The sequence below is a fragment of the Amycolatopsis regifaucium genome (assembly GCF_001613935.1).
Lineage (GTDB): Bacteria > Actinomycetota > Actinomycetes > Mycobacteriales > Pseudonocardiaceae > Amycolatopsis > Amycolatopsis regifaucium.
Genome location: NZ_LQCI01000034.1, coordinates 88937 through 110445, shown reverse-complemented (window position 1 = coordinate 110445; position 21509 = coordinate 88937). Strand labels below are relative to the sequence as shown.

General features: G+C 68.9%; 18 protein-coding genes and 1 riboswitch. Of the genes, 13 read left to right on the top strand and 5 right to left on the bottom strand.

The window, feature by feature from the left end; translation table 11 throughout:
* The first annotated feature begins 2 nt into the window (after positions 1 to 2).
* The 12 genes from AVL48_RS24280 (at position 3) to AVL48_RS24225 (ending at position 14097) form a co-directional block, all read left to right on the top strand.
* Complete coding sequence (locus tag AVL48_RS24280; protein WP_061986842.1) at positions 3 to 770, top strand: 3-oxoacyl-ACP reductase; 768 nt, start codon at positions 3 to 5, stop codon at positions 768 to 770.
* A 363-nt stretch (positions 771 to 1133) separates the two neighbouring features.
* On the top strand, positions 1134 to 1508 hold the full coding sequence (locus tag AVL48_RS24275) for a four-helix bundle copper-binding protein (RefSeq protein WP_061986843.1): 375 nt from the start codon (positions 1134 to 1136) through the stop codon (positions 1506 to 1508).
* A 215-nt stretch (positions 1509 to 1723) separates the two neighbouring features.
* A riboswitch (glycine riboswitch) is annotated at positions 1724 to 1825 on the top strand.
* Between the two features lie 43 nt (positions 1826 to 1868).
* Entirely contained in the window at positions 1869 to 4700 is a 2832-nt protein-coding gene (gcvP, locus tag AVL48_RS24270) for an aminomethyl-transferring glycine dehydrogenase (protein ID WP_074038262.1), read from the top strand.
* A gap of 8 nt (positions 4701 to 4708) precedes the next feature.
* Positions 4709 to 5800 carry a glycine cleavage system aminomethyltransferase GcvT gene (gene gcvT, locus AVL48_RS24265; protein ID WP_061986844.1) on the top strand — a complete coding sequence of 364 codons (1092 nt, stop codon included), beginning with the start codon at positions 4709 to 4711 and terminating at the stop codon, positions 5798 to 5800.
* A 17-nt stretch (positions 5801 to 5817) separates the two neighbouring features.
* Positions 5818 to 6195, top strand: coding sequence for a glycine cleavage system protein GcvH (gene gcvH / locus AVL48_RS24260; RefSeq protein WP_061986845.1), 378 nt, complete (start codon positions 5818 to 5820; stop codon positions 6193 to 6195).
* 1 nt (position 6196) lies between these two features.
* Complete coding sequence (gene glyA, locus AVL48_RS24255; RefSeq protein ID WP_061986846.1) at positions 6197 to 7465, top strand: serine hydroxymethyltransferase; 1269 nt, start codon at positions 6197 to 6199, stop codon at positions 7463 to 7465.
* The gene (gene lipA / locus AVL48_RS24250) at positions 7462 to 8463 is read left to right on the top strand and encodes a lipoyl synthase (protein ID WP_061986847.1); all 1002 of its coding nucleotides are present in this window, start codon (positions 7462 to 7464) and stop codon (positions 8461 to 8463) included. The genes glyA and lipA overlap by 4 nt, the downstream gene beginning before the upstream one ends.
* Before the next feature lie 16 nt (positions 8464 to 8479).
* A complete protein-coding gene (locus AVL48_RS24245) occupies positions 8480 to 9853 on the top strand; it encodes an L-serine ammonia-lyase (RefSeq protein WP_061986849.1) in 1374 nt (457 codons plus the stop codon).
* A 74-nt stretch (positions 9854 to 9927) separates the two neighbouring features.
* On the top strand, positions 9928 to 10317 hold the full coding sequence (locus tag AVL48_RS24240) for a peptidase inhibitor family I36 protein (protein ID WP_061986851.1): 390 nt from the start codon (positions 9928 to 9930) through the stop codon (positions 10315 to 10317).
* The gene (locus AVL48_RS24235) at positions 10317 to 11180 is read left to right on the top strand and encodes a hypothetical protein (protein WP_143104734.1); all 864 of its coding nucleotides are present in this window, start codon (positions 10317 to 10319) and stop codon (positions 11178 to 11180) included. Before AVL48_RS24240 ends, AVL48_RS24235 begins: the two co-directional genes overlap by 1 nt.
* A 99-nt stretch (positions 11181 to 11279) precedes the next feature.
* Positions 11280 to 12002, top strand: a complete 723-nt coding sequence (locus AVL48_RS24230; RefSeq protein ID WP_061986855.1) for a FadR/GntR family transcriptional regulator — start codon at positions 11280 to 11282, stop codon at positions 12000 to 12002.
* Between the two features lie 154 nt (positions 12003 to 12156).
* A complete protein-coding gene (locus tag AVL48_RS24225) occupies positions 12157 to 14097 on the top strand; it encodes a transglycosylase domain-containing protein (protein WP_061986857.1) in 1941 nt (646 codons plus the stop codon).
* Between the two features lie 151 nt (positions 14098 to 14248).
* Here the strand turns inward: AVL48_RS24225 and AVL48_RS24220 are convergent, their stop codons facing one another.
* The gene (locus tag AVL48_RS24220; protein ID WP_061986859.1) at positions 14249 to 14905 is read right to left on the bottom strand and encodes an O-methyltransferase; all 657 of its coding nucleotides are present in this window, start codon (positions 14903 to 14905) and stop codon (positions 14249 to 14251) included.
* Positions 14906 to 14932: 27 nt separating this feature from the next.
* Entirely contained in the window at positions 14933 to 15760 is an 828-nt protein-coding gene (locus AVL48_RS24215) for an ABC transporter ATP-binding protein (protein WP_061986860.1), read from the bottom strand.
* 87 nt (positions 15761 to 15847) lie between these two features.
* On the opposite strand from AVL48_RS24215, the gene AVL48_RS24210 reads away from it, so the two are divergent.
* On the top strand, positions 15848 to 17176 hold the full coding sequence (locus AVL48_RS24210) for an aminotransferase-like domain-containing protein (RefSeq protein ID WP_061986862.1): 1329 nt from the start codon (positions 15848 to 15850) through the stop codon (positions 17174 to 17176).
* A 68-nt stretch (positions 17177 to 17244) separates the two neighbouring features.
* Here AVL48_RS24210 and AVL48_RS24205 read toward each other — a convergent pair whose 3' ends face one another.
* The 3 genes from AVL48_RS24205 to AVL48_RS24195 all read right to left on the bottom strand — a co-directional run bounded on the left by AVL48_RS24205 (position 17245) and on the right by AVL48_RS24195 (position 21424).
* Positions 17245 to 19059 carry a hypothetical protein gene (locus AVL48_RS24205; protein ID WP_061986864.1) on the bottom strand — a complete coding sequence of 605 codons (1815 nt, stop codon included), beginning with the start codon at positions 19057 to 19059 and terminating at the stop codon, positions 17245 to 17247.
* A 113-nt stretch (positions 19060 to 19172) separates the two neighbouring features.
* Positions 19173 to 21146 carry an SDR family oxidoreductase gene (locus AVL48_RS24200; protein WP_061986866.1) on the bottom strand — a complete coding sequence of 658 codons (1974 nt, stop codon included), beginning with the start codon at positions 21144 to 21146 and terminating at the stop codon, positions 19173 to 19175.
* 59 nt (positions 21147 to 21205) lie between these two features.
* On the bottom strand, positions 21206 to 21424 hold the full coding sequence (locus AVL48_RS24195) for a hypothetical protein (protein ID WP_063054139.1): 219 nt from the start codon (positions 21422 to 21424) through the stop codon (positions 21206 to 21208).
* Positions 21425 to 21509: the final 85 nt, after the last annotated feature.

The window sequence follows — 21509 nt, the reverse complement described above, 5'->3', positions numbered from 1 at the left end:
CAATGGTGCAGCGTTTCGAGGGCCGCGTCGCGGTCATCACCGGCGGCAGCAGCGGTATCGGACTCGCCACCGCCCGCAGGCTGGCCAGCGAGGGCGCGAAAGTCGTCATCGGCGACATCTCCGCCGAGACGGCCAAGGTCGCGGCCGACGAGGTCGACGGCCTGTTCGTGCAGACCGACGTCACCGACGCCGAGCAGGTCGAAGCCCTGTTCCAGACCACTGTGGACACTTTCGGCTCGGTCGACGTCGCGTTCAACAACGCCGGCATCTCCCCGCCGGAGGACGACTCGATCCTCACCACGGGTATCGAGGCGTGGGAGAAGGTGCAGAAGGTCAACCTGACCTCGGTGTACCTGTGCTGCAAGGCCGTGCTGCCGCATATGCGACGGCAGGGCAAGGGCTCGATCGTCAACACGGCGTCGTTCGTCGCGGTGATGGGCGCGGCGACGTCGCAGATCTCCTACACCGCGTCCAAGGGCGGTGTGCTGGCGATGAGCCGGGAACTGGGCGTGCAGTTCGCGCGGGAGAACATCCGGGTCAACGCGCTGTGCCCGGGCCCGGTGAACACGCCGCTGCTGAAGGAACTGTTCGCGAAGGACCCCGAGCGGGCCGCGCGGCGACTGGTGCACGTGCCGGTCGGCCGGTTCGCGGAACCGGAGGAGATCGCGGCCGCGGTCGCGTTCCTGGCCAGCGACGACGCCTCGTTCATCACGGCTTCGCAGTTCCTGGTGGACGGCGGGATTTCGGGCGCCTATGTCACGCCCCTGTGATCCCGCATTTAGTCCTCTACATGCGGGCTCTGGGGTTTCGGGGTCGTGAGTCAAACCGCACATACGTCAACGGCGCGCCGTGTCTCAGTGGGCGGTATTTGACTGCAACCCGGTCGCGAAGGCCTCCTTCGCTACCGTCAGGGTAAGCAAGGGGGCCTTCACGGCAACGAGCCGATCGCGTGCCACACGCCGCATTTAGTCCTCTACATGCGGAAGCGGGTCCTTCACGCGCTTCGGTCGCACCGGGCCGCGGCGAGTCGTCACTCGTCCCGGTGGCCGGGATGGCGCGCCGCTGACCTGCGCTGTAGGTCTGGGAGCGGGAGCCGCCCGGCTCCCGCGTCCCGGAACAGCGGAGGCACGGAAATGACCCGGCAGATGAGCACCGCCATGCGTGACTGCATCGACCTGTGCAACGAGTGCCACATCCGGTGCGAGGAGATGATGACGCGCTGCATGGAGGTCGGCGGCGCCAAGCTCGGGATGATGATGGTGACCTGCGCGGAGATGTCCCGGATGAGCGCCGACATGATGATGCGCTGTTCGGCCATGGTCGCCGACCTCGAAATGATGCGCATGTGCGCGAAGATGTGCGGGCTGGCCTCCCAGATGATGCGCATGTGCGCCCAGGAGTGCGCCAGGACCGGTGACGCCGAACTCGCCGACGCCGCCGACATGATGACGCGCTGCGCCGAGCTGTGCGGCACCATCACCGCCGAGATGATGATGGAGAACGCCTGATCGCCCCGGCCGCGCCCGGGCACGTCGGGTGTCCGGGCGAACCGCGCAAGTGACGTGCCCCGCCTGAAGTAGACGCGCGCCGAACACGCCAGGTACGGTGTGCGCACAACTACAGACAGGGCCGTTGAGCTGGAGCGGGAGAGCCCTCACGAACGTGGTGGGGCACCGAAGGAGCAAACTCCCCGGAATCTCTCAGGTATCCACTACCGCTTCCGCGAGGCCACTCTGGAAAGCAGGCGCGCAAGTGCGTCTCACCCAAGGTGAAAGCCGCATCACCGTGCGGTGAAACTCTCAGGTGCCATGACAGAGGGGGAGTTCCCGGCGCACCGGTCTATCCGGCGCCTGACCCAAGGAGCTCCCTTGACCAGTACGTCCTTCGACGACCGGCACATCGGCCCCTCGGAGTCCGAGCAGGCCAAGATGCTCGCCGAGGTCGGCTATGGCAGCCTCGACGCCCTGGTGCAGGCCGCCGTGCCGTCCGCGATCAGGGTCACCCGTGACCTCGAACTGCCCCCGGCCGCGTCCGAAGAGGACGCCATCGCCGAGCTTCGCGCGCTCGCCGCGCTCAACAAGCCGATGACGCAGATGATCGGGCTCGGTTTCCACGACACGGTCACCCCGGCGGTCATCCGCCGCAACGTGCTGGAGAACCCGGCCTGGTACACGGCGTACACGCCGTATCAGCCGGAGATCTCGCAGGGCCGTCTCGAAGCCCTCCTCAACTTCCAGACCATGGTCTCCGAACTGGCCGGTCTCGCCACCGCGAACGCCTCCCTGCTCGACGAGTCCACCGCCGTCGCCGAGGCCGTCATGCTGATGCGCCGCGTGTCGAAGGCGAAGTCCAACAAGGTCGTCCTCGACGCCGAGTGCCTGCCGCAGACGATCGCGGTCGTGCGCACCCGCGCCGAGGCGATGGGTGTCGAGGTCGAGGTCCGCGACCTGCTCACCGGCCTGCCCGAGGAGTTCTTCGGCGTCGTCGTCCAGTACCCGGGTGCCTCCGGTGTGCTGCGTGGCGCGGGCTTCTACTCCGCCATCTCCGAGACCGCGAAGGCCGCCGGCGCGCTGTACACCGTCGCCGCCGACCTGCTCGCCCTCACCCTGGTCACCGCGCCGGGTGAGTTCGGCGCGGACATCGCCGCCGGTTCCACGCAGCGCTTCGGCGTCCCGCTCGGTTACGGCGGGCCGCACGCCGGATACCTGGCCGTCCGCGCCGGGCTGGAGCGTTCGCTGCCGGGCCGTCTCGTCGGGGTCTCGGTCGACGCCGACGGCAACCCCGCGTACCGCCTCGCCCTGCAGACCCGTGAGCAGCACATCCGTCGCGAGAAGGCGACGTCGAACATCTGCACCGCGCAGGTCCTGCCCGCCGTGCTGGCCGCGATGTACGCGGTCTACCATGGTCCGGACGGCCTCAAGCGCATCGCGACGCGCGTCCACGAACTCGCCGCCGGGCTGGCCGGCGCCCTCCGCGAGGGCGGCGTCGAGGTCGTCCACGAGGGCTTCTTCGACACCGTTCTCGCCCGTATGCCCGGTCAGGCCGAAGCCGTCGTCGCCGTGGCCCGCGAGAACGGCATCAACCTCGGCCCGGTCGACGCCGACCACGTCCGCATCGCCGTCGACGAGGTCACCACGCCCGCGATCATCGCCAAGGTGCTCGACGCCTTCGGCATCGACACCGCCGCCACCGGCGCCCGCGCGCTGCCCGCCGGCCTCGAGCGCGAGAGCGAGTACCTCACGCACGAGGTCTTCCACTCGCACCGCTCCGAGACCGCGATGCTGCGGTACCTGCGGAGCCTGTCCGACCTGGACTACGCGCTCGACCGCGGCATGATCCCGCTCGGTTCCTGCACGATGAAGCTCAACGCCACCACCGAGATGGAGCCGATCAGCTGGCGCGAGTTCGCGGGGATCCACCCGTTCGCCCCCGCCGACCAGGCCGAGGGCTACCACGTGCTGGTCGAGCAGCTGGCCGGCTGGCTGGCCGAGGTCACCGGCTACGACAAGGTGTCGCTGCAGCCGAACGCGGGCAGCCAGGGCGAGCTCGCCGGTCTGCTGGCGATCCGCGCCTACCACCACGCCAACGGCCAGACCGAACGCGAGGTCTGCCTGATCCCGTCGTCCGCGCACGGCACGAACGCCGCCTCCGCCGTCATGGCCGGGATGCGCGTCGTCGTGGTCAAGTGCACCGACGAGGGCAACGTCGACCTCGACGACCTGCGCGCGAAGGTGGACGCCCACCGCGACAGTTTGTCAGCCATTATGGTTACATATCCGTCCACCCACGGCGTCTACGAGCACGGCATCGACGAGCTGGCCAAGATCGTCCACGACGCGGGCGGCCAGGTCTACGTCGACGGCGCGAACCTCAACGCCCTGCTGGGCCTGGCGAAGCCGGGCGAGTTCGGCGGCGACGTCTCGCATCTGAACCTGCACAAGACCTTCTGCATCCCGCACGGTGGCGGTGGCCCCGGCGTCGGCCCGGTCGCGGTCCGCGCGCACCTCGCGCCGTACCTGCCGAACCACCCGCTGCTGGAGAAGGCCGGTCCCGCCACCGGTGTCGGCCCGATCAGCGCCGCCCCGTACGGCTCGGCGTCGATCCTGCCGATCTCCTGGGCCTACGTCCGCATGATGGGCGCGGGCGGGCTCACCGCCGCGACGCAGGTCGCGGTCCTCGCGGCGAACTACGTGGCCAAGCGCCTCAACCAGCACTATCCGGTGCTTTACACCGGGCAGGACGGCCTGGTCGCGCACGAGTGCATCCTCGACCTGCGCGGGCTCACCAAGGACACCGGCGTCAGCGTCGACGACGTCGCGAAGCGCCTGATCGACTACGGCTTCCACGCCCCGACCATGTCGTTCCCGGTCGCGGGCACACTGATGGTCGAGCCGACCGAATCCGAGGACCTCGGCGAGATCGACCGTTTCTGCGACGCGATGATCGCCATCCGCGCGGAGATCGACGCCGTCGCGCAGGGGCGCTGGTCCGCGGACAACAGCCCGCTGCGCAACGCCCCGCACACCGCGGAGACCCTGGTCGGCGCCTGGGATCTCCCGTACGACCGCGAACTGGCGGTGTACCCCGCGGGAGTGAATCGCAAGGCCAAGTACTGGCCTCCGGTGCGCCGCATCGACGGTGCGCGCGGGGACCGTAACCTCGTCTGCTCCTGCCCGCCGCTCAACGCCTACGAGAACTGAGGCACTTGATGTCGAAAGAGACGTCCCTGCACGGAGTCCACAAAGGACTGGGTGCGCTGTTCACCGACTTCGCGGGCTGGTCGATGCCGATCCGCTACAGCAGCGAACTGGCGGAGCACAAAGCCGTCCGCGAGGCGGCCGGGCTGTTCGACCTCTCGCATATGGCCGAGATCGAGGTGACCGGTCCGCAGGCCGCCGAGACCCTCGACTACGCGCTGGTCGGAAACCTGTCCGGGGTCAAGCCGGGCCGGGCGCGCTACACGATGATCTGCGACGAGAACGGGGGCGTGCTGGACGACCTGGTCGTCTACCGCCTCGCCGACGAGAAGTTCCTGGTCGTCGCCAACGCGGGCAACGCCGACGTGGTCGCGGAAGCGCTGGCCGGGCGGGTTTCCGGCTTCGACGCGGTCGTCGAGAACAAGTCCGAGGACGTCGCGCTGATCGCCGTCCAGGGCCCGAAGGCCGTCGAGATCCTCGGCGCGGTCACCGACGCCGACCTCGGCGCGCTCAAGTACTACGCGAGCGTCCCGGCCGTCGTAAAGGGTCACGACGTCCTGCTCGCCCGCACCGGCTACACCGGCGAGGACGGCTTCGAGTTGTACGTCCCGGCAGGCGAGGCGCCCGCCGTGTGGCGCATCCTCACCGACGCCGGCGAGCCGCACGGTTTGCTCCCCGCCGGTCTCGCCTGCCGCGACACCCTGCGCCTGGAAGCCGGAATGCCGTTGTACGGCAACGAACTCAGCCTCCAGCTGAGCCCGTTCGAGGCCGGCCTCGGCCGCGTCGTCAAGTTCGAGAAACCCGGTGACTTCGTCGGCAAGGCCGCGCTCGAGGAATTGTCCAAGAAGGACGTTCCCCGCGTGCGCGTCGGGCTCAAGGGCTCCGGCCGTCGCGCGCCGCGCCACGGCTACACGGTCCTCTCCGGTGAAACCGAGATCGGCGAGGTCACCAGCGGTGCCCTTTCGCCCACCCTGGGCTACCCGATCGCCATGGCCTACGTCGACCGGGAACACAGCGAACCCGGCACCGAGCTCTCCGTCGACATCCGGGGTCGTATCGAACCCGTCGAGGTCGTCGCCCTCCCCTTCTACTCCCGCGCCTGAAAGGCCCTCGAACGATCATGAGCATCCCCCAGGACCTGAAGTACACGAAGGAACACGAGTGGCTGCGCGTCGAGGACGGCGTCGCCACCGTGGGCATCACCGCCTTCGCCGCCGAGTCACTCGGTGACATCGTGTTCGTCCAGCTGCCCTCGGTCGGTGACACCGTCACCGCGGGCGAGGTGTTCGGCGAGGTCGAGTCGACCAAATCCGTCAGCGAGCTGTACGCGCCCGTGGACGGCGAGGTCGTCGAGGTGAACGAGACCACAACGGACACCCCCGAGGTCATCAACTCGGATCCCTACACCGAAGGATGGCTACTGAAGGTGCGTCTGTCCGGCGACGTGCCCGCCCTGCTCGACGCCCAGGCGTACGCCGTCTTGACCCAGGAGAACTGACATGTTCAACGCTGCCCTGTCCGAAGTGGACCCCGAGGTCGCCGCGGCCGTCGCCGCCGAACTCGACCGGCAGCAGTCGACCCTGGAGATGATCGCCTCGGAGAACTTCGCCCCGGTGGGCGTGCTCGAGGCGCAGGGTTCGGTGCTGACCAACAAGTACGCCGAGGGCTACCCCGGCCGCCGGTACTACGGCGGTTGCGAGCACGTCGACGTCATCGAGCAGCTGGCGATCGACCGCGCGAAGGCCCTGTTCGGCGCCGAGCACGCCAACGTCCAGCCGCATTCGGGTGCGCAGGCCAACGCCGCCGCCATGGTCGCCGTGCTCAACCCCGGTGACACCATCCTCGGTCTCGACCTCGCCCACGGCGGTCACCTGACCCATGGGATGAAGATCAACTTCTCCGGCAAGCTCTACAACGTCGTCGCCTACCATGTCGACAAAGAGACCGGGATCGTCGACGTCGAGGAGATCGAGCGGCTCGCCAAGGAGCACAAGCCGAAGCTGATCATCGCGGGCTGGTCGGCGTACCCGCGTCAGCTCGACTTCGCCGAGTTCCGCCGCATCGCCGACGAGGTCGGCGCGAAGGTCATGGTCGACATGGCGCACTTCGCCGGTCTCGTCGCCGCCGGGTTGCACCCGAGCCCGGTGCCGTACGCGGACATCGTCACCACGACCACGCACAAGACCCTCGGCGGCCCGCGCGGCGGTATCATCCTGTGCCGCCAGGAACTCGCCAAGAAGATCAACTCGGCGGTGTTCCCCGGCCAGCAGGGCGGCCCGCTGGAGCACGTCATCGCCGCCAAGGCCGTCGCGCTGAAGATCGCCGCGAGCGAGGAGTTCCGCGAGCGTCAGCAGCGGGTCCTCGAAGGCGCGAAGATCCTGGCCGACCGCCTTTCGCGCACCGACTGCGCCGAAGCGGGCGTCCGCGTGCTGACCGGCGGTACCGACGTGCACCTGGTGCTCGTCGACCTGGTCAACTCCACTTTGGACGGTCAGCAGGCCGAGGACCGGCTGCACTCGGTCGGGATCACGGTCAACCGCAACGCCGTCCCGTTCGACCCGCGCCCGCCGATGGTCACCTCGGGCCTGCGGATCGGGACCCCGGCGCTCGCGACCCGCGGCTTCGGCGCCGAGGACTTCGCCGAGGTCGGCGACATCATCGCCGAAGCGCTGCGCCCGGACTTCGACGAGGATCTGCGCCAGACGCTGTCCGCCCGCGTCGAACTGCTGGCGAAGAAGCACCCGCTGTACGCGGACCTCAACCGATGAGCGCCGTCCCCGAGGGGCGCAAACTTCTCCGGCTCGAAGTTCGCAACGCGCAGACCCCCATCGAGAAGAAGCCACCGTGGATCAAGACCCGCGCGCGGATGGGCCCGGAGTTCACCGAACTCAAGGGCCTGGTCAAGCGTGAAGGTCTCCACACCGTGTGTGAAGAAGCGGGCTGTCCCAACATTTACGAGTGCTGGGAAGACCGTGAGGCGACCTTCCTGATCGGTGGGGATCAGTGCACGCGGCGGTGTGACTTCTGTCAGATCGACACGGGCAAGCCCGCGGCGTTGGATCGGACTGAGCCGCGCAAGGTGGCGGAGTCGGTGCAGGCGATGGGTTTGCGGTATTCGACGGTTACCGGTGTGGCGCGGGACGATCTGGAGGACGGTGGCGCGTGGTTGTACGCGGAGACCGTGCGGCAGATTCACGCGCTGAACCCGGGCACGGGTGTCGAGTTGTTGATCCCGGACTTCAACGCCGACCCGGACCAGCTGGCCGAAGTCTTCGGTTCGCGTCCCGAGGTGCTCGCGCACAACGTCGAGACCGTGCCGCGGATTTTCAAGCGGATCCGTCCCGGTTTCCGCTACGCGCGGTCGCTGGAAGTGATCACGCGGGCTCGTGAGGCTGGTCTGGTGACGAAGTCGAACTTGATCCTCGGCATGGGTGAGACTCCGGACGAGGTCGCACCCGCGATGCGGGATCTGGTTGACGCGGGCTGCGAGATCTTGACGATCACCCAGTATCTGCGGCCGTCGCCGCGGCATCATCCGGTGGACCGGTGGGTGAAGCCGGAGGAGTTCGTGGAGCACTCCAACGCCGCCGAGGCGATGGGTTTCGCCGGTGTCATGGCCGGGCCACTGGTCCGGTCGTCTTACCGGGCCGGGCGGTTGTTCGCCCAGACCAAGGCTCACCGTGGTGAGCCGCTGTCGGAGAACCTCGCCCACCTCGCCGCCGAAGGCCCCGCGGCACAGGAAGCCAGCTCACTGCTGGCCAGATAGGAAGGAGGGCAGATCAATGGCGATCAGCGTCTTCGACCTGTTTTCGATCGGCATAGGCCCCTCCAGCTCCCATACGGTGGGCCCGATGCGGGCGGCGTTGACCTTTGTGGACGGTCTGGCCGCCGACGGCGACCTGGTGGCCACGACGCGCGTCCAGAGCGAGCTTTTCGGCTCACTGGGCGCGACCGGGTTCGGGCACGGCAGTGACAAGGCCGTGTTGCTCGGGCTCTCCGGGGAGCGTCCGGAGGAGATCGACACCGACACGGTGCCGGGCAAGATCGCCGAGATCCGGGAATCGGGCAGGCTGCGGGTGCGGGGCGAGCACGAGATCGTGTTCGTCGAGGACACCGACCTGACCATGCACCGGCGGAAGTCGTTGCCCGCGCATCCGAACGGGATGATCTTCCGCGCGTTCGACGCCGACGGGAAGGTGCTGCGCGAGCGGACCTACTACTCCGTCGGCGGCGGGTTCGTCCGCGACGAGTCCTACGAGACCGACACCGTCGTCGTCGAGGACTCGACCCGGCTGGAATTCCCGTTCCGCACCGGCGCGGATCTGCTGACCCACTGCGAGAACACCGGGCTGCCGATCAGCGAGATCATGCTGCGCAACGAACTCTCCTGGCGTACGCGTGAGGAGGTCCGTGAAGGCCTGCTGGAGATCTGGCAGGTCATGGTGGAATGCGTGCGCAACGGCTGCGAGCACGAAGGCGTCCTGCCCGGTGGGCTGAAAGTGCCCCGCCGCGCGAAGGCGTTGCACGAGAAGCTGCTCGCTGAGGACGGCGTCGGAGACCCGCTGTACGCGATGGACTGGGTGAGCCTGTACGCGCTGGCGGTCAATGAGGAGAACGCCGCGGGTGGCCGCGTCGTCACCGCGCCGACCAACGGCGCCGCCGGGATCATCCCCGCCGTCCTGCACTACTACCAGCGGTTCATCCGCGGGTCCTCGGACGACGGCATCGTGACGTTCATGCTCACCGCGGGCGCGATCGGCTCGATCCTCAAGCAGACGGGCTCGATCTCCGGCGCCGAGGTCGGCTGCCAGGGCGAGGTCGGTTCGGCCAGCGCGATGGCCGCCGCCGGGCTCACCGAGGTCCTCGGCGGCTCGCCCGCGCAGGTGGAGAACGCCGCCGAGATCGGTGTCGAGCACCATCTGGGGCTGACCTGTGACCCGGTCGGCGGGCTGGTGCAGATCCCGTGCATCGAGCGCAACGCCGTCGGCGCGTCCAAGGCGATCCACGCCGCGCGGATGGCGATGCGCGGCGACGGTTCGCACGTCGTGACGCTGGACAAGGCGATCAAGACCATGCGCGAGACCGGCGCCGACATGAGCGTCAAGTACAAGGAGACCGCGCGCGGCGGCCTGGCCGTCAACGTCATCGAGTGCTGACCTCGGCAGACAGCGAACAGACAGCGGAGGCCGCTAGAAAACCCTGGATACATTCGCACTGATCTGGGGTGAAAATGCGAAAGATCGTCATGGGAATCCTGGCCGTGCTGCTCGCGGGCGGGGGCACGGTCCTGGCCTCCGCACCCGCGCAGGCCGGCCAGCTCAACGGCGTCTGCGAGGACAGCGAGCTCTGCGTTTACCGGGACTCCTATCGTTCCGGAGGTATCGCCGACTTCGAGTGGAGCGTCACCGACTACTCGCAGTGGACCTTCTACGGCTCCTCGACGACGGTGAACGACAACGTGTCCTCGATTCACAACGAGGGCAACATACTCCGCGTCCGGATCTGGGAACACGCGAACTACGGTGGCCGGCTCCTCGACGTCATCGGCCAGAACACCGTGAAGGACACCCTGCCCGGTTACGACAACACGGCCAGCTCCCACCAGTACTTCACCGGGTGATGAGCTCTCGTAGCCGGTTGTCCCTCGTCGCCGGTGTGGTGCTGGTGGTGGCGGGATGCGCGGCGACCGCACAAAGCGCGCCGCCTCCCGCCGAGCCCGTACCGGCGCGAGTGGACACCACCGATCTCAAACGGTTCGCCTTGCCCTTGGACGCTTACGCGCCGAGCCGCGCGGAAAACACCGCAGTCGGAAAGGCGCGGTTCGCCGCGTTCAAGAACTGCATGCTCGGTTTCGGTTTCGACATCGGGCAGCTACCGGAGATCCCGCCTGAAACCGCCGGGGTGAACGAATTCCGCTACGGCCTCACCGACGAGGTCAAGGCGCGGGCATCCGGGTACACGGCGGCCCCGCCGCCCAAGCCCCCGCAGCCCGACATCCCCCCGGAAGGGCGTCCGATCGCCTCCGGCAAGGGTGAGCGCACCTACAAGGACAAGCCCGTCCCCGAGGGAGGCTGCCAGGGCGAGGCCGGGCGCAAGGTCGCGGAGGGGGCCGCCCACGACGAGAGGCTTGTGCTGCGCCTCGGCGACGAGGCGGGGAAGCAGGCCGAAGCCGACAGCCGGGTGAAGGCGGCTTTCCAGGCCTGGAGCGCGTGCATGGCGCGGGCCGGCTTCGACTACGCCGATCCGTGGAAGCCGAACGACAATCCCGAGTTCCAGGGGCAGGAGGCCGGCGCGCGGGAGATCGCCACGGCCACGGCGGACGTGCGGTGCAAACGCGAGGTGGACCTCGTCGGCGTCTGGGCGTCCGTGGAGGCCGCGTACCAGGAACGAAAGATCGGCGAAAACGCCGAAGCATTGAAGAAGGTGAAGGAGGCTATCCGGACCATGCTCGGCAACGCCGCCCGGATCACCGGCGCGAAATGAGGAACATGCGAAAGCGCGTCATCCCGGTCTGACCTCTTCGAGCACGCCAACCAAAGCGGCAGGGACGGCGCGTCACCGTGAAAGCCTTAAACTCACACCGTGGAGTCGAGCACGGTCGTGAACGCGGGTGACGCGCTGTTCCGCCCGGTGCGCGCGGGCAACGCCTTCGAGGAAACCGTCGAAAGGCTGCTCCAGGCGATCCGGCTCGGGGTGGTGGGCGCGGGGGAGCGGCTGCCTTCGGAACGGGAACTCGCCGACCGGCTCGGCGTCAGCCGGGTGACGCTGCGGGAAGCGATCCGCGCGCTGGCCGACGCCGGCTACGTCGAATCGCGGCGCGGGCGTTATGGCGGCACGTTCGTCAACGACGTCCTGCCCGATCCGCCCGTCGCCGACGCGCGGAAGATCGACACCGCCACCCTGGAGGACGCGATCGGCCTGCGGCACGTCCTGGAGACCGGCTCCGCCGAGATGGCGGCGTCACGTTCCCTCACCCCGGCCGACCGGCAGCATCTGACCAGCACGCTCGCCGAGGCCGCCGCCGCTGATGTCGGCGATTACCGGCGCAAGGATTCACGGCTGCATCTCGCGATCGCCGAGGTCACCGCCTCCGGTTCGCTGACCATGGCGATGGCCGACGCGCGGACGCGGGTCAATCAGCTGCTCGACATGATCCCGCTGCTCGAACCGAACCTCGAGCACTCCAACGCCCAGCACGAGGCCATCGTCGACGCGATCCTCGCCGGGGATCCCGAAGCGGCTCGCCGGGCGATGGCCGAGCACGTCGAAGGCACCGCTTCACTGCTTCGCGCCTTCCTCGCCTGACTTCCGTCCGCCGCCCCCACTTCGCGTTTCGTCCTCTGAATGCGGTGGTTCGTGCTGCCAACTACCGCATTCAGAGGACGAAACGCGGGGGAAGCAGGACACGATCCGGTGATTTTCTCACAACCTTTTCCTCCGGTCGGCCGTCTTACCCGGCGTGGAGAACCCGGATGACGAAACCGCACCCGAGTCGATGACCACGGCCACCCCGGCGCCGGAAGGGAAGAAACGCAGGTGGCGCCGGATCGCCGCCTGGACGTTCGGCCTTCTGATCGGCATCCCGGTCGCCGCGTTCGGGATCGCGTATGTCCTGCTCGACGTCCGCAGCCCCCAGGAGGTGCTCGCGGACCTCGACAAGACCGTCGTCCTGCAGAACGCGGACGGTTCCGAACTGCTCAAGGTGGTCCCGCCCGGTGGCGACCGGCTGTTCGTGCCCTACGACGCCATCCCACCGAAGCTGCGCGACGCGATCGTCGCGACCGAGGACCCGACTTTCTGGGACAACGAGGGCTTCGACCTCACCGGACTCGGCCGCGCGCTGGTGACCGGCGTCGGCGGCGGTTCGGGGATCACCCAGCAGTACATCAAGAAGTCCACCGGCAACGAGGACGCCACACTCACCCGCAAGTTCTCCGAACTGGTGCTCGCCACGAAGATCACCCAGCAGCAGACCAAGAAGGAGATCTTCGAGAGCTACGTCAACATCATCTCGTTCGGCCGCGGCACCTACGGCCCGGCGTCGGCGATGAACGCCTACTTCGGCCGCAAGCTCGACAACTCGATGACGTGGAGCGAGGCGGCCTTCCTCGCCGGGATGATCCAGTCGCCTTCGGTGCACGACCCGTACGCCTCCACCCACGAGCACGCCATGAAGCGCTGGTCCTATGTGGTGAACAAGCTCGTCGCCCGCGGTTACGTCAGCCAGGCGGAAGCGGTCACGATGACCTATCCGGAGGACGCGATCCAGGCGCCGTCGGAAACCCGCGCCGGCCGCGTCACCTACGAGAAGTACCACATCAAGCAGCAGGTCCTCGCCGAGTTGGAGCAGGCGGGCTACCCCCTGGACCGGCTCCGCGGTGGCGCGATGAAGGTCGAGACGACCATCGACCCGCGTGCGCAGGCCTCGGCCGAGAAGGTGGTCAAGGAACGGCTGCAAGGGCAGCCGGAGCACTTCCGCGCCTCGCTGGTCGCGGTCGAACCCGGGACCGGTGCCATCCGCGCCTACAACGGTGGCGGCTGGAGTGTGCACGATTACGCGGGCACTCCGTACGGCACCGGCTCGGCCTTCCACCCTTTCACGCTCGCCGCCGGGCTCAGGCAGGGCGTCAACGTGGACGAGCCGCTGAAACCACCCGCACAGGTCGACTTCCTCGGTGAGACCTTCAAGTTCCAGGACCAGTGCGGTGAGGCCGGGAAATGCACGTTGCGCGAGGCGCTGGCACGGGATGCCCAGGGCCCGTTCGTCGACCTGGCGAAGAGGCTCGGCGCGGAAACGGTCCGGAACGGCGCGCGCGCGGCGGGTATCCCGGAGGCCGTCGACGGCGCGGTGACCCTGCGCGAGAAGGACGGGTTCCTGATCGGACCCGGTATCGCGGCCGGCCGCTATCCCTTGCGGCCCAGCGACATGGCCGGTGCCTACGCGACCTTCGCCGCCGAGGGCGTGCGCGCCACCCCGCATCTGGTGTCGAAGATCCGGGACGAGCACGGCGAAATCGTGTGGGAGCGGCCGCCGGACAAGGCGCCCGGGTTCGACGATGACGAGGCGCTGAGCCGCCGGATCGCCGGTACGATCAGCAGCGTGCTGAGCACGGGGCTGCAGGATCGCCCGGCGGCGCTGAAGACCGGCGACTTCCGGTTCAACAAGACCGACGACAACGCCGGCGGCTGGGCGGTCGGTTACACGCCACAGCTTTCGACAGCGGTCTGGGCCGGCTCGGACGAACCGCGCCGGATGCGGGACGCCGCCGGGGAGAAGCTGACCGGCAGAACGATCCCGGCCGAGCTGTGGCAGCGCTTCATGAACGGCTATCACCAGGGACTTCCGCTGCGGTGGCCGGAACTCGTGCAGACCCAGGTGGCTCCGGCACCGACCCGGTGAGCGCGGAGGTACCTACGCGTTGCTGGTGTGAAGTACATGATGGCCCCCTTCCTTGCGCTAGGCGCAAGGAAGGGGGCCATCATGTACCTGGGGCACGGTGGGCACGCTTACCGAACGCCTCGCACCAGGCGCGGGCCAGAACTTGGCCGGGTCAGGACTTCACGAGCGCGATGGTCAGCCCGTCGTAGCCCTTCGCGCCGACGGTCTGGAACGCCGTCGCGTCGACGCGTGGTTCGGTGGAGATCATCTCGTGCAGCCGCCGGATCCCCTGGATGTTCGGGTCGTCGCTGGCGGCGTCGGCCACCGCGCCGCCGCGGACGACGTTGTCGACCACGATCACGCCGCCGGGCCGGACGATCTTCAGCGCCGCCTCGAAATAAGCGGGGTTGTTGACCTTGTCGGCGTCGATGAACGCCAGATCGATCGGGCCCTCGACCGACGGCAGAAGGTCCAGCGCCTTGCCGACGCGAACGTCGACCAGTCCGCCGAGCCCGGCCCTGCCGATGTTCTCCCGCGCGACGGCGGCGTGCTTCGGGTCGAACTCGAGCGTGACCAGTTCGCCTTGCGGCGGCAGGGCACGCGCGAGCCAGATCGTGCTGTAGCCGCCGAGCGTGCCGATCTCCAGGATGGACCGCGCGCCGATCATCCTCGCCAGCAGGTTGAGCAGCTTTCCTTGGTTCGGCGCGACGGCGATCGAGGGGAGCCCGGCCTCTTCCGAAGCCTTCAGCGCGGCTTCGAGAGCGGGATCGGACGGGACGAGCACCCCGGACAGGTACTCGTCCACTTCGGACCACAGTTGCTGTGACATGGCACCTCCGCCGCCAATCTACCGCGATCAGGCGGCGCGGCGGCCGGCCTTCGGGATCACCAGCGGCGTCCCGGTTTCGGGGCACGGCATGACCCGGCACGGCAACTCGAAGATCTTCTCGACGTTGTCGGCGGTCACGACTTCTTCCGGCGCCCCGGTCGCCAGGACCTCCCCGTCCCGCATCGCGATCATGTGCGTCGCGTACCGGGCCGCGTGGTTGAGATCGTGCAGCACCGCGACCAGGGTGCGGCCCTGTTCCCGGTGCAGTTGCGCGCACAGGTCGAGGATGTCCATCTGGTGTGCGATGTCCAGGTAGGTCGTCGGCTCGTCGAGCAGCAGGAGGTCGGTCTCCTGCGCGAGCGCCATCGCCATCCAGACGCGCTGCCGCTGGCCGCCGGACAGTTCGTCGACCAGCCGCTCGGCGAGGTCGTCGACCCCGGTGGCGCGCATGGACTCCGCGACCACGGTGGCGTCCTCACGGGACCACTGGCGCAGCAGGCGCTGGTGCGGGTACCGGCCGCGCGCGACGAGGTCGGCGACGGTGATGCCGTCGGGCGCGATCGAGCTCTGCGGCAGCAGGCCGAGCCGCCGCGCGACCTCCTTGGCGGGGAACGAGCTGATCACCTGGCCGTCGAGAAACACCGAACCTTGGCGGGGCTTGAGCATCCGCGCGAGCGCGCGCAGCAGGGTCGTCTTCCCGCAGGCGTTCGGGCCGACGATGACGGTGAACGACCGGTCGGGGATGACCACCCCGAGGTCTTCGGCCACGGTCCGGCCGTCGTAGGCGAGCGTCAGCGCGTCCGCGTGCAGGCGGGACGTCGTGCTCTGCTCGGTGAGGGTTTCCACGGTCTTCACGCAGGTTAGGCTAACCTAGGAGTCTGCCGTCGTGGTGTTCCGTAGGTCGCAGTCGGCTCACAACCTCCGCCGATGACATCATGAGGCGTGGAGGACTACCGGATAGTCGCGGACGAGATCTCCGCCGATGTCGAGGCCGGCAGGCTTCGCCCGGGTGACCGGCTGCCCCCGCAGCGCAGGTTCGCCCGCGAACGCGGAATCGCGAACTCGACCGCCGCCAGGGTGTACGGCGAACTCGTCCGCAGAGGCGTCGTGGTCGGCGAGGTCGGCCGCGGCACGTTCGTCCGCGCCGCGAGGCCGCCGCTGGAGCCCGCCCTCGCCGAGCCGGGCGGCGCGCTGATCGACCTCGAACTCAACTTCGCCGTCCTCCCGGAGCAAACCGCGCTGGTCGGGAAGGCGCTGGAGCCGTTGCTGCGTGAAGACGTCCTGTCGGCGGCACTGCGTCCGGGGAGTGTCACCGGCTCGAAGCAGGCCCGGGACGCCGTTGCCGGGCTGTTCGCGAAGGACGGTTGGACGCCGGAGATCCTCTTTGCCGGTAGCGGTCGTGAGGCCATCGCGGCCGCCATCGCCGCCTTGGTGCCGATGGGGGAACGGCTCGCCGTCGAGGCGATCACCTATCCGGTGGTCAAAGCCCTCGCCGGACGGCTCGGCGCGCAGCTGGTGCCCATCGAGACCGACGACCAGGGTCTGGTGCCCGAAGCGCTGGAAGCCGCGCACGCCGCCGCACCCGTCCGCGCGCTCTACGTCCAGCCCACGTTGCACAACCCGCTCGGGTCCACAATGGACGAAGGGCGGCGTGCCGCGCTGGCGGAAACCGTGCGACGGCTGGACATCCCGGTGATCGAGGACGGGATCTACACCTTCCTCCGGCCCGAGGTCCGCCCGTTCTCGACGTACGCGCCGGAACGCACGGTGTTCACCGACAGTATGTCCAAACGGCTCGCCCCCGGACTGACCACCGGCTTCCTCGCCGTGCCGCCGGAATGGACGGAGCGGCTCGCCGCGGCGGTGCGCTCGGGCGGCTGGGTCGCGCCCCGGTTCGCCGTCGAAGCCGCCACCCGGTGGATCACCGGCGGCACCCTGGAAACGGTCGAGCGGGCCAAACGTCTCGACGCCGCCGAACGCCAGCGGGTGACGGCGGCACGGCTGGCCGGGTTCACGCTGCGCGCGGATCCTCGGGCGTATCACTGCTGGTGGGAACTCCCCGAGCATTGGCGTGCCGAGACTTTCGTCGCCGCGGCCGCGCGACGCGGGATCGCGGTCACCCCGGCGGCCGCGTTCGCCGTCGTCCCGGGGCACGCGCCGAACGCGGTGCGGCTCGCGGTGTCGTCGCCGCCCCTCGACACGTTGGCGGCGGCTTTGGACGTCCTCGCCGGGCTCGCCGCCGGACGTCCCGAAGACGGCGGCGTCGACTGACGCCCGCGTTTCGTCCTCTGAATGCGGTACTTGCGCGTGCGCCTACCGCGTCGAGAGGACGAAACGCGTCAGGAGCGCGGGCGCGGAGCCCACTTGCCGATGAAGCTGCCGCAGGTGACGGTCTGCCCGGTGAGCCGCGACCGCAGCGCGTCCTCCAGTCCCAGGTAGTCGAAGATCGGCGCATCGGCCGCGACTTCGGCGGGCACCGGACCGCCCTTGGTCAGCGTCGGCATGCTCACGGTCTGGAACAGCACCAGGTAGTCGCCGTCGCGGTTGAGGTCGTCCGCGGTCGTGAGCATCCGTTGTGGAGCGTCGGCGACGATCTCCAGCGGCAGCGGCCATTCCAATGGGAACGGATTGCGCAGGCCGAACGCGGGATAGGCGAACGGGTTGTCCGGCAGGACCGCCGTGCGGGCCGCCGGGAACCGCGAGACGCAGTCCCGGATCTGGGATACGTAGGTGAAAGTGCCGGGGTTGGTCCGGATGCCGCGCATCGACGGTGTCACCGTGCCGAGGTCACCGGTCAGCTTATCGTGCGCCATGTCGAGGTACGCGGCTTCGTCGTGGTGCGCGACCACGGCCCAGCCCGACGCCAGCACCGCGACCAGTCCCGCCGCGGTCGCGCCCGCCAGCCGGATCCGGCGAGGAGGCGCGGGCATCGGCGGCAGCGCGTCCGTCAGCAACAGGACCGCCGTCAGAGCCAGCGTTCCGGTGAACAGCGTCGGAGTGTCGTTCCCCCACGACAGGCTCGTCATGAAGCCGGTCGCGAAGACCAGCGCGCCCATCCGCGGGAACCGCCGCGTCACCACCCAGTTGACCGGCAACGCGACACCGAGGATCCACCAGAGGACGTCCGCCCAGCGGGACGCGCCGGTGAAGTGTCCATCCACGACGGTGCCGACCACCACCGCCACACCGGCCAGGAGCAGCAGCCGGGCGAGGACCGCGCCGGTGAGTCCGGCGCGGTCGCGGAAGATCATGAGCAGAGCGAGAAGCACGCCCGCGATCGCGAAGAAGGTCAAGCCTCGCACCGGTGGCAGCAGGAGGGTCTCGGGATTTTCCACCCACAGCCCGAGAAGTCGTTCGCCGTACGCGGGGAGGCCGCCGGTGAGCTGCTCGGCCATCGCGCCGAGCCCGCCGTCGAACGCGACGATTCCGAAGTAGAAGAGGAGAAACGCCCCGAGCGCCGGCAGATCCCCGGCCAGCCGCCGCCACCAGCGCCCGGTTCGGAAAGCGCCTTCCCGTGTCGAAGGGTGCGACAGCAGCCAGCACAGCGCGATCACCGGCACCGGCGCGAAACTCTGTTTGACGAACACCGCGGTCCCCAGCAGGACCAGCCCGAGCCGTCGTGGCCACGCCTTGCCGTTGCGCAGTCCCGAATCCAGTGCCCAGGCGCCACAGGCGGTCAGGAAGATGCCGTCGATCGTGTGCCACGCCATCAGCGGGAAGGCGTTGAGGTTCAACAGCGACGCGGCCGCCGTCAGGCCGGTGAGCCCCGGCCCCCAGTCGCGGACGCGGCGCCGGGTGACCAGGACGGCGAACGCGATGGTCGCCAGGATGATCTCCAGCATGCTGAGCACGCTGGAGACGAAGAACAACGGTCCCGGCAGGACGAAGTCGACGACGTGCAGGAAAGCCGAACCCAGCGGCCGGGCGGAGATGATGTCGGAGTGCGGCACCTCACCGTGCAGGACCCGCCACGCCTGGGCGAGGATGAAACCCTGGTCCGAGGGATGGAAACCGAAGCGCCCCACGCGGAGTTCGGTGGCGACGGCGAGCGCCAGAACCCAGGCCACGTGCAGGGAAAGCCGCAGCACTGTCCTGGACGGACGGACCACCGCCGAGTCCGGTCCGGTCGGCAGCGGGGGACTGGCGACTTCCACACTGCCCCTTCCCGGCTCGTCCCTACCTCGGCCCGTGCCCGCCGACCCCGGCGTATCGGAAACCGATGGTAGCGGCCGGGGGCCTTCCCCGATCGAGCCCGGCCGCGGGGAAGTCAGGGACGGCGGCGCCACACCAGCTTCGTGACCGCGCCCGCGACCGACGCGAGCGGAGCCTTCCTGGGCAGGCCACGGCTTTCCGGGGCCGATTCCGGCATCGCGCGGTAGACGAGATGCGCGAAGAACCGGGTCGTCTTGGGTGCGACGAGCGTCACCAATTCGGCGGCCTTGCCTTCGGGCAGATTCAAGATCTCCGGTCGTTCTTCGAGCGCCTTCACCACGAGGCCGGCGGCGCGCTCGGGCGAACTCGCCGGCATGCCGCGGTAGGAGCCGGTCGGCGCGATCATGTCCGTGCGCACCAGTGGCATCCGCACGGAGGTGAAGGTGATCCCGTCGGAAAGCGTTTCCCGGCCGGCGGTCAGCCCGAACTCTTCCAGCGCCGCCTTCGAGGCCAGGTAAGCGGAAAACCGCGGGGTGTCGGTCTGCAGTCCTTGCGTGGTCACGTTGACCACGTGGCCGAAGCCGCGTTCCGTCATCGACGGCAGCAGGCCGAGGATCAGCCGCACGGGGCCGAAGTAGTTGATCGCCATCGTGCGCTCGAAGTCGTGGAACCGTTCGGTGGACAGCGAAAGCGAGCGCCGGATCGAGCGGCCCGCGTTGTTGACCAGCATGTCGACCGCGCCGTGCGCGGCGAGCACGTCCTTGACCAGAGCGTCGACCGCGTCGCCGTCGGTGAGGTCGCACGGATACGCGGACGCCTTCCCACCCGCCGCGACGATCTGTTCGCGGACCTCTTCGAGCTGGTCGGCCCGCCTGGCCACCAGGATCACTTCGGCGCCCTTCGCCGCGACGGCCAGCGCGGACGCGCGTCCGATACCCGAAGAGGCGCCGGTGATCAGCACCTTGCGGCCGTCGAGCGGTTCGGGCCCCGGACGGCGGCGGCCGCGATCGGGGTCGAGATGCCCGAGCCAGTACCGGTAGAGCGGCCCGGCGTACTCGTTCAACGGGGGCAAGGTGATTCCGCTGCCTTCGAGCGCGGCCGTGGTCGCGCTCGTGTCGAAGTCGACGTCCATGCTCAGATGTGGCAGGACTTCGAGCGGGATGCCGAGTTCCTTCAGCACCGCCGCCCGGGCCGAACGGCCGCCGGGAACCCGGTCCACACCGGCCGCCGCGGACTTCGCGAGGCGGGTTCCGGCGCGCTTGAGCGCTCCGGACGGTCGCGGCGGAAGGACGGCGGAGATCTTCGGCGCGCCCGCGGCCCGCGCGAAGGCGTTGTAAACCTCGTGCAGCGGCTGGGGACGCGGCGACGCGAGGTGGTACGTGCTGCCACTGGGCGCGTCGACGTGCATGAGGTATTCCATCGCTTCGACGACGTAGTCGACCGGCACGATGTTCGTGGCGCCGAGATCCGGGGCGGCCAGCGGAAGGCGGCGAGGCAACGCGGCGAGGCGCGAGATCGCTGGCAGGAAGTAGTACGGGCCGTCGATCTTGTCCATCTCGCCGGTGCGCGAATCACCGGCGACGGCGGACGGCCGGTACACGCGGAACGGCGTTTTCCCGTGCCGTCGCACGAGTTTCTCGGCCTCGAACTTCGTCGCGTGATACGGCGACGCGAAGCTCTGGCCGAGGTCGAAGTCGGCTTCGGTGAACCGCCCGGAGTACTGCCCGGCGACCGCGATCGAAGAGACGTGGTGGAAGAGCCCGGCGTTCGCCGCGGCGGCGAACTCCAGGACGTTGCGGGTGCCGTCGACGTTGGCGGCGCGGTTGGCCGCCTCGTCCGCGGTGAGGTCGTAGATCGCGCCCAGGTGCACGACGTGGTCGAGGGGTCCCACCTTGGCGGGGTCGATGCCCAGCGTGGGTTCGGTCAGATCGCCGGTGACGGGAATCAGCTTCTCATGGCTCGGGAGCTTCCCGCGTGAGGTCTCTCTCACGAGCACGTGGACGGCTACGGTCTCAGGTCGCCGCAGTAGGCGCGCGACCAGGCGTTTTCCCAGAAAACCCGTCGCGCCCGTCACGAAGTAGGTGGTCATGGCCTGCTCCTTCCCGAACGGAGCAGACTCTACCTACTCGGAAGTAGGAACGGTAGTTGTCATTCGTGGTGGTCCGGATGTTCGCCCACCGCGACCACGGCGTCGCGGAGCGCGGCGCGCAGGCGCCCCACGTCCAGCGGCCCGAGTACGGCGGCCTCTCCGGGTGGCGCCACGAGCACGATCTTGTCCGCGCTCACGAACACCGTCACGTCCCTGCGCCTGCCTGCCAGATCCCGGCAGCCGACCGACCATTCGTCGCGGGGTGCCAAGGTCCTCATCCTCCCGTTTCCCATGATCTCCCTTTCTCGTCCGAGGCTGGGACGAGGCGGTCCGGAGGCCGTGACGCGGATAACCCGACGTTCC

Bases quoted from the DNA above. Each gene is read 5' to 3' on its own strand.
- gcvT (WP_061986844.1), top strand. From the start codon at position 4,709: ATGTCGAAAGAGACGTCCCTGCACGGAGTCCACAAAGGACTGGGTGCG.
- AVL48_RS24280 (WP_061986842.1), top strand. From the start codon at position 3: ATGGTGCAGCGTTTCGAGGGCCGCGTCGCGGTCATCACCGGCGGCAGC.
- AVL48_RS24200 (WP_061986866.1), bottom strand. From the start codon at position 21,146: ATGACCACCTACTTCGTGACGGGCGCGACGGGTTTTCTGGGAAAACGC.
- gcvH (WP_061986845.1), top strand. From the start codon at position 5,818: ATGAGCATCCCCCAGGACCTGAAGTACACGAAGGAACACGAGTGGCTG.
- AVL48_RS24220 (WP_061986859.1), bottom strand. From the start codon at position 14,905: ATGTCACAGCAACTGTGGTCCGAAGTGGACGAGTACCTGTCCGGGGTG.
- AVL48_RS24245 (WP_061986849.1), top strand. From the start codon at position 8,480: ATGGCGATCAGCGTCTTCGACCTGTTTTCGATCGGCATAGGCCCCTCC.
- AVL48_RS24240 (WP_061986851.1), top strand. From the start codon at position 9,928: ATGCGAAAGATCGTCATGGGAATCCTGGCCGTGCTGCTCGCGGGCGGG.
- AVL48_RS24275 (WP_061986843.1), top strand. From the start codon at position 1,134: ATGACCCGGCAGATGAGCACCGCCATGCGTGACTGCATCGACCTGTGC.
- AVL48_RS24195 (WP_063054139.1), bottom strand. From the start codon at position 21,424: ATGAGGACCTTGGCACCCCGCGACGAATGGTCGGTCGGCTGCCGGGAT.
- glyA (WP_061986846.1), top strand. From the start codon at position 6,197: ATGTTCAACGCTGCCCTGTCCGAAGTGGACCCCGAGGTCGCCGCGGCC.
- lipA (WP_061986847.1), top strand. From the start codon at position 7,462: ATGAGCGCCGTCCCCGAGGGGCGCAAACTTCTCCGGCTCGAAGTTCGC.
- AVL48_RS24235 (WP_143104734.1), top strand. From the start codon at position 10,317: ATGAGCTCTCGTAGCCGGTTGTCCCTCGTCGCCGGTGTGGTGCTGGTG.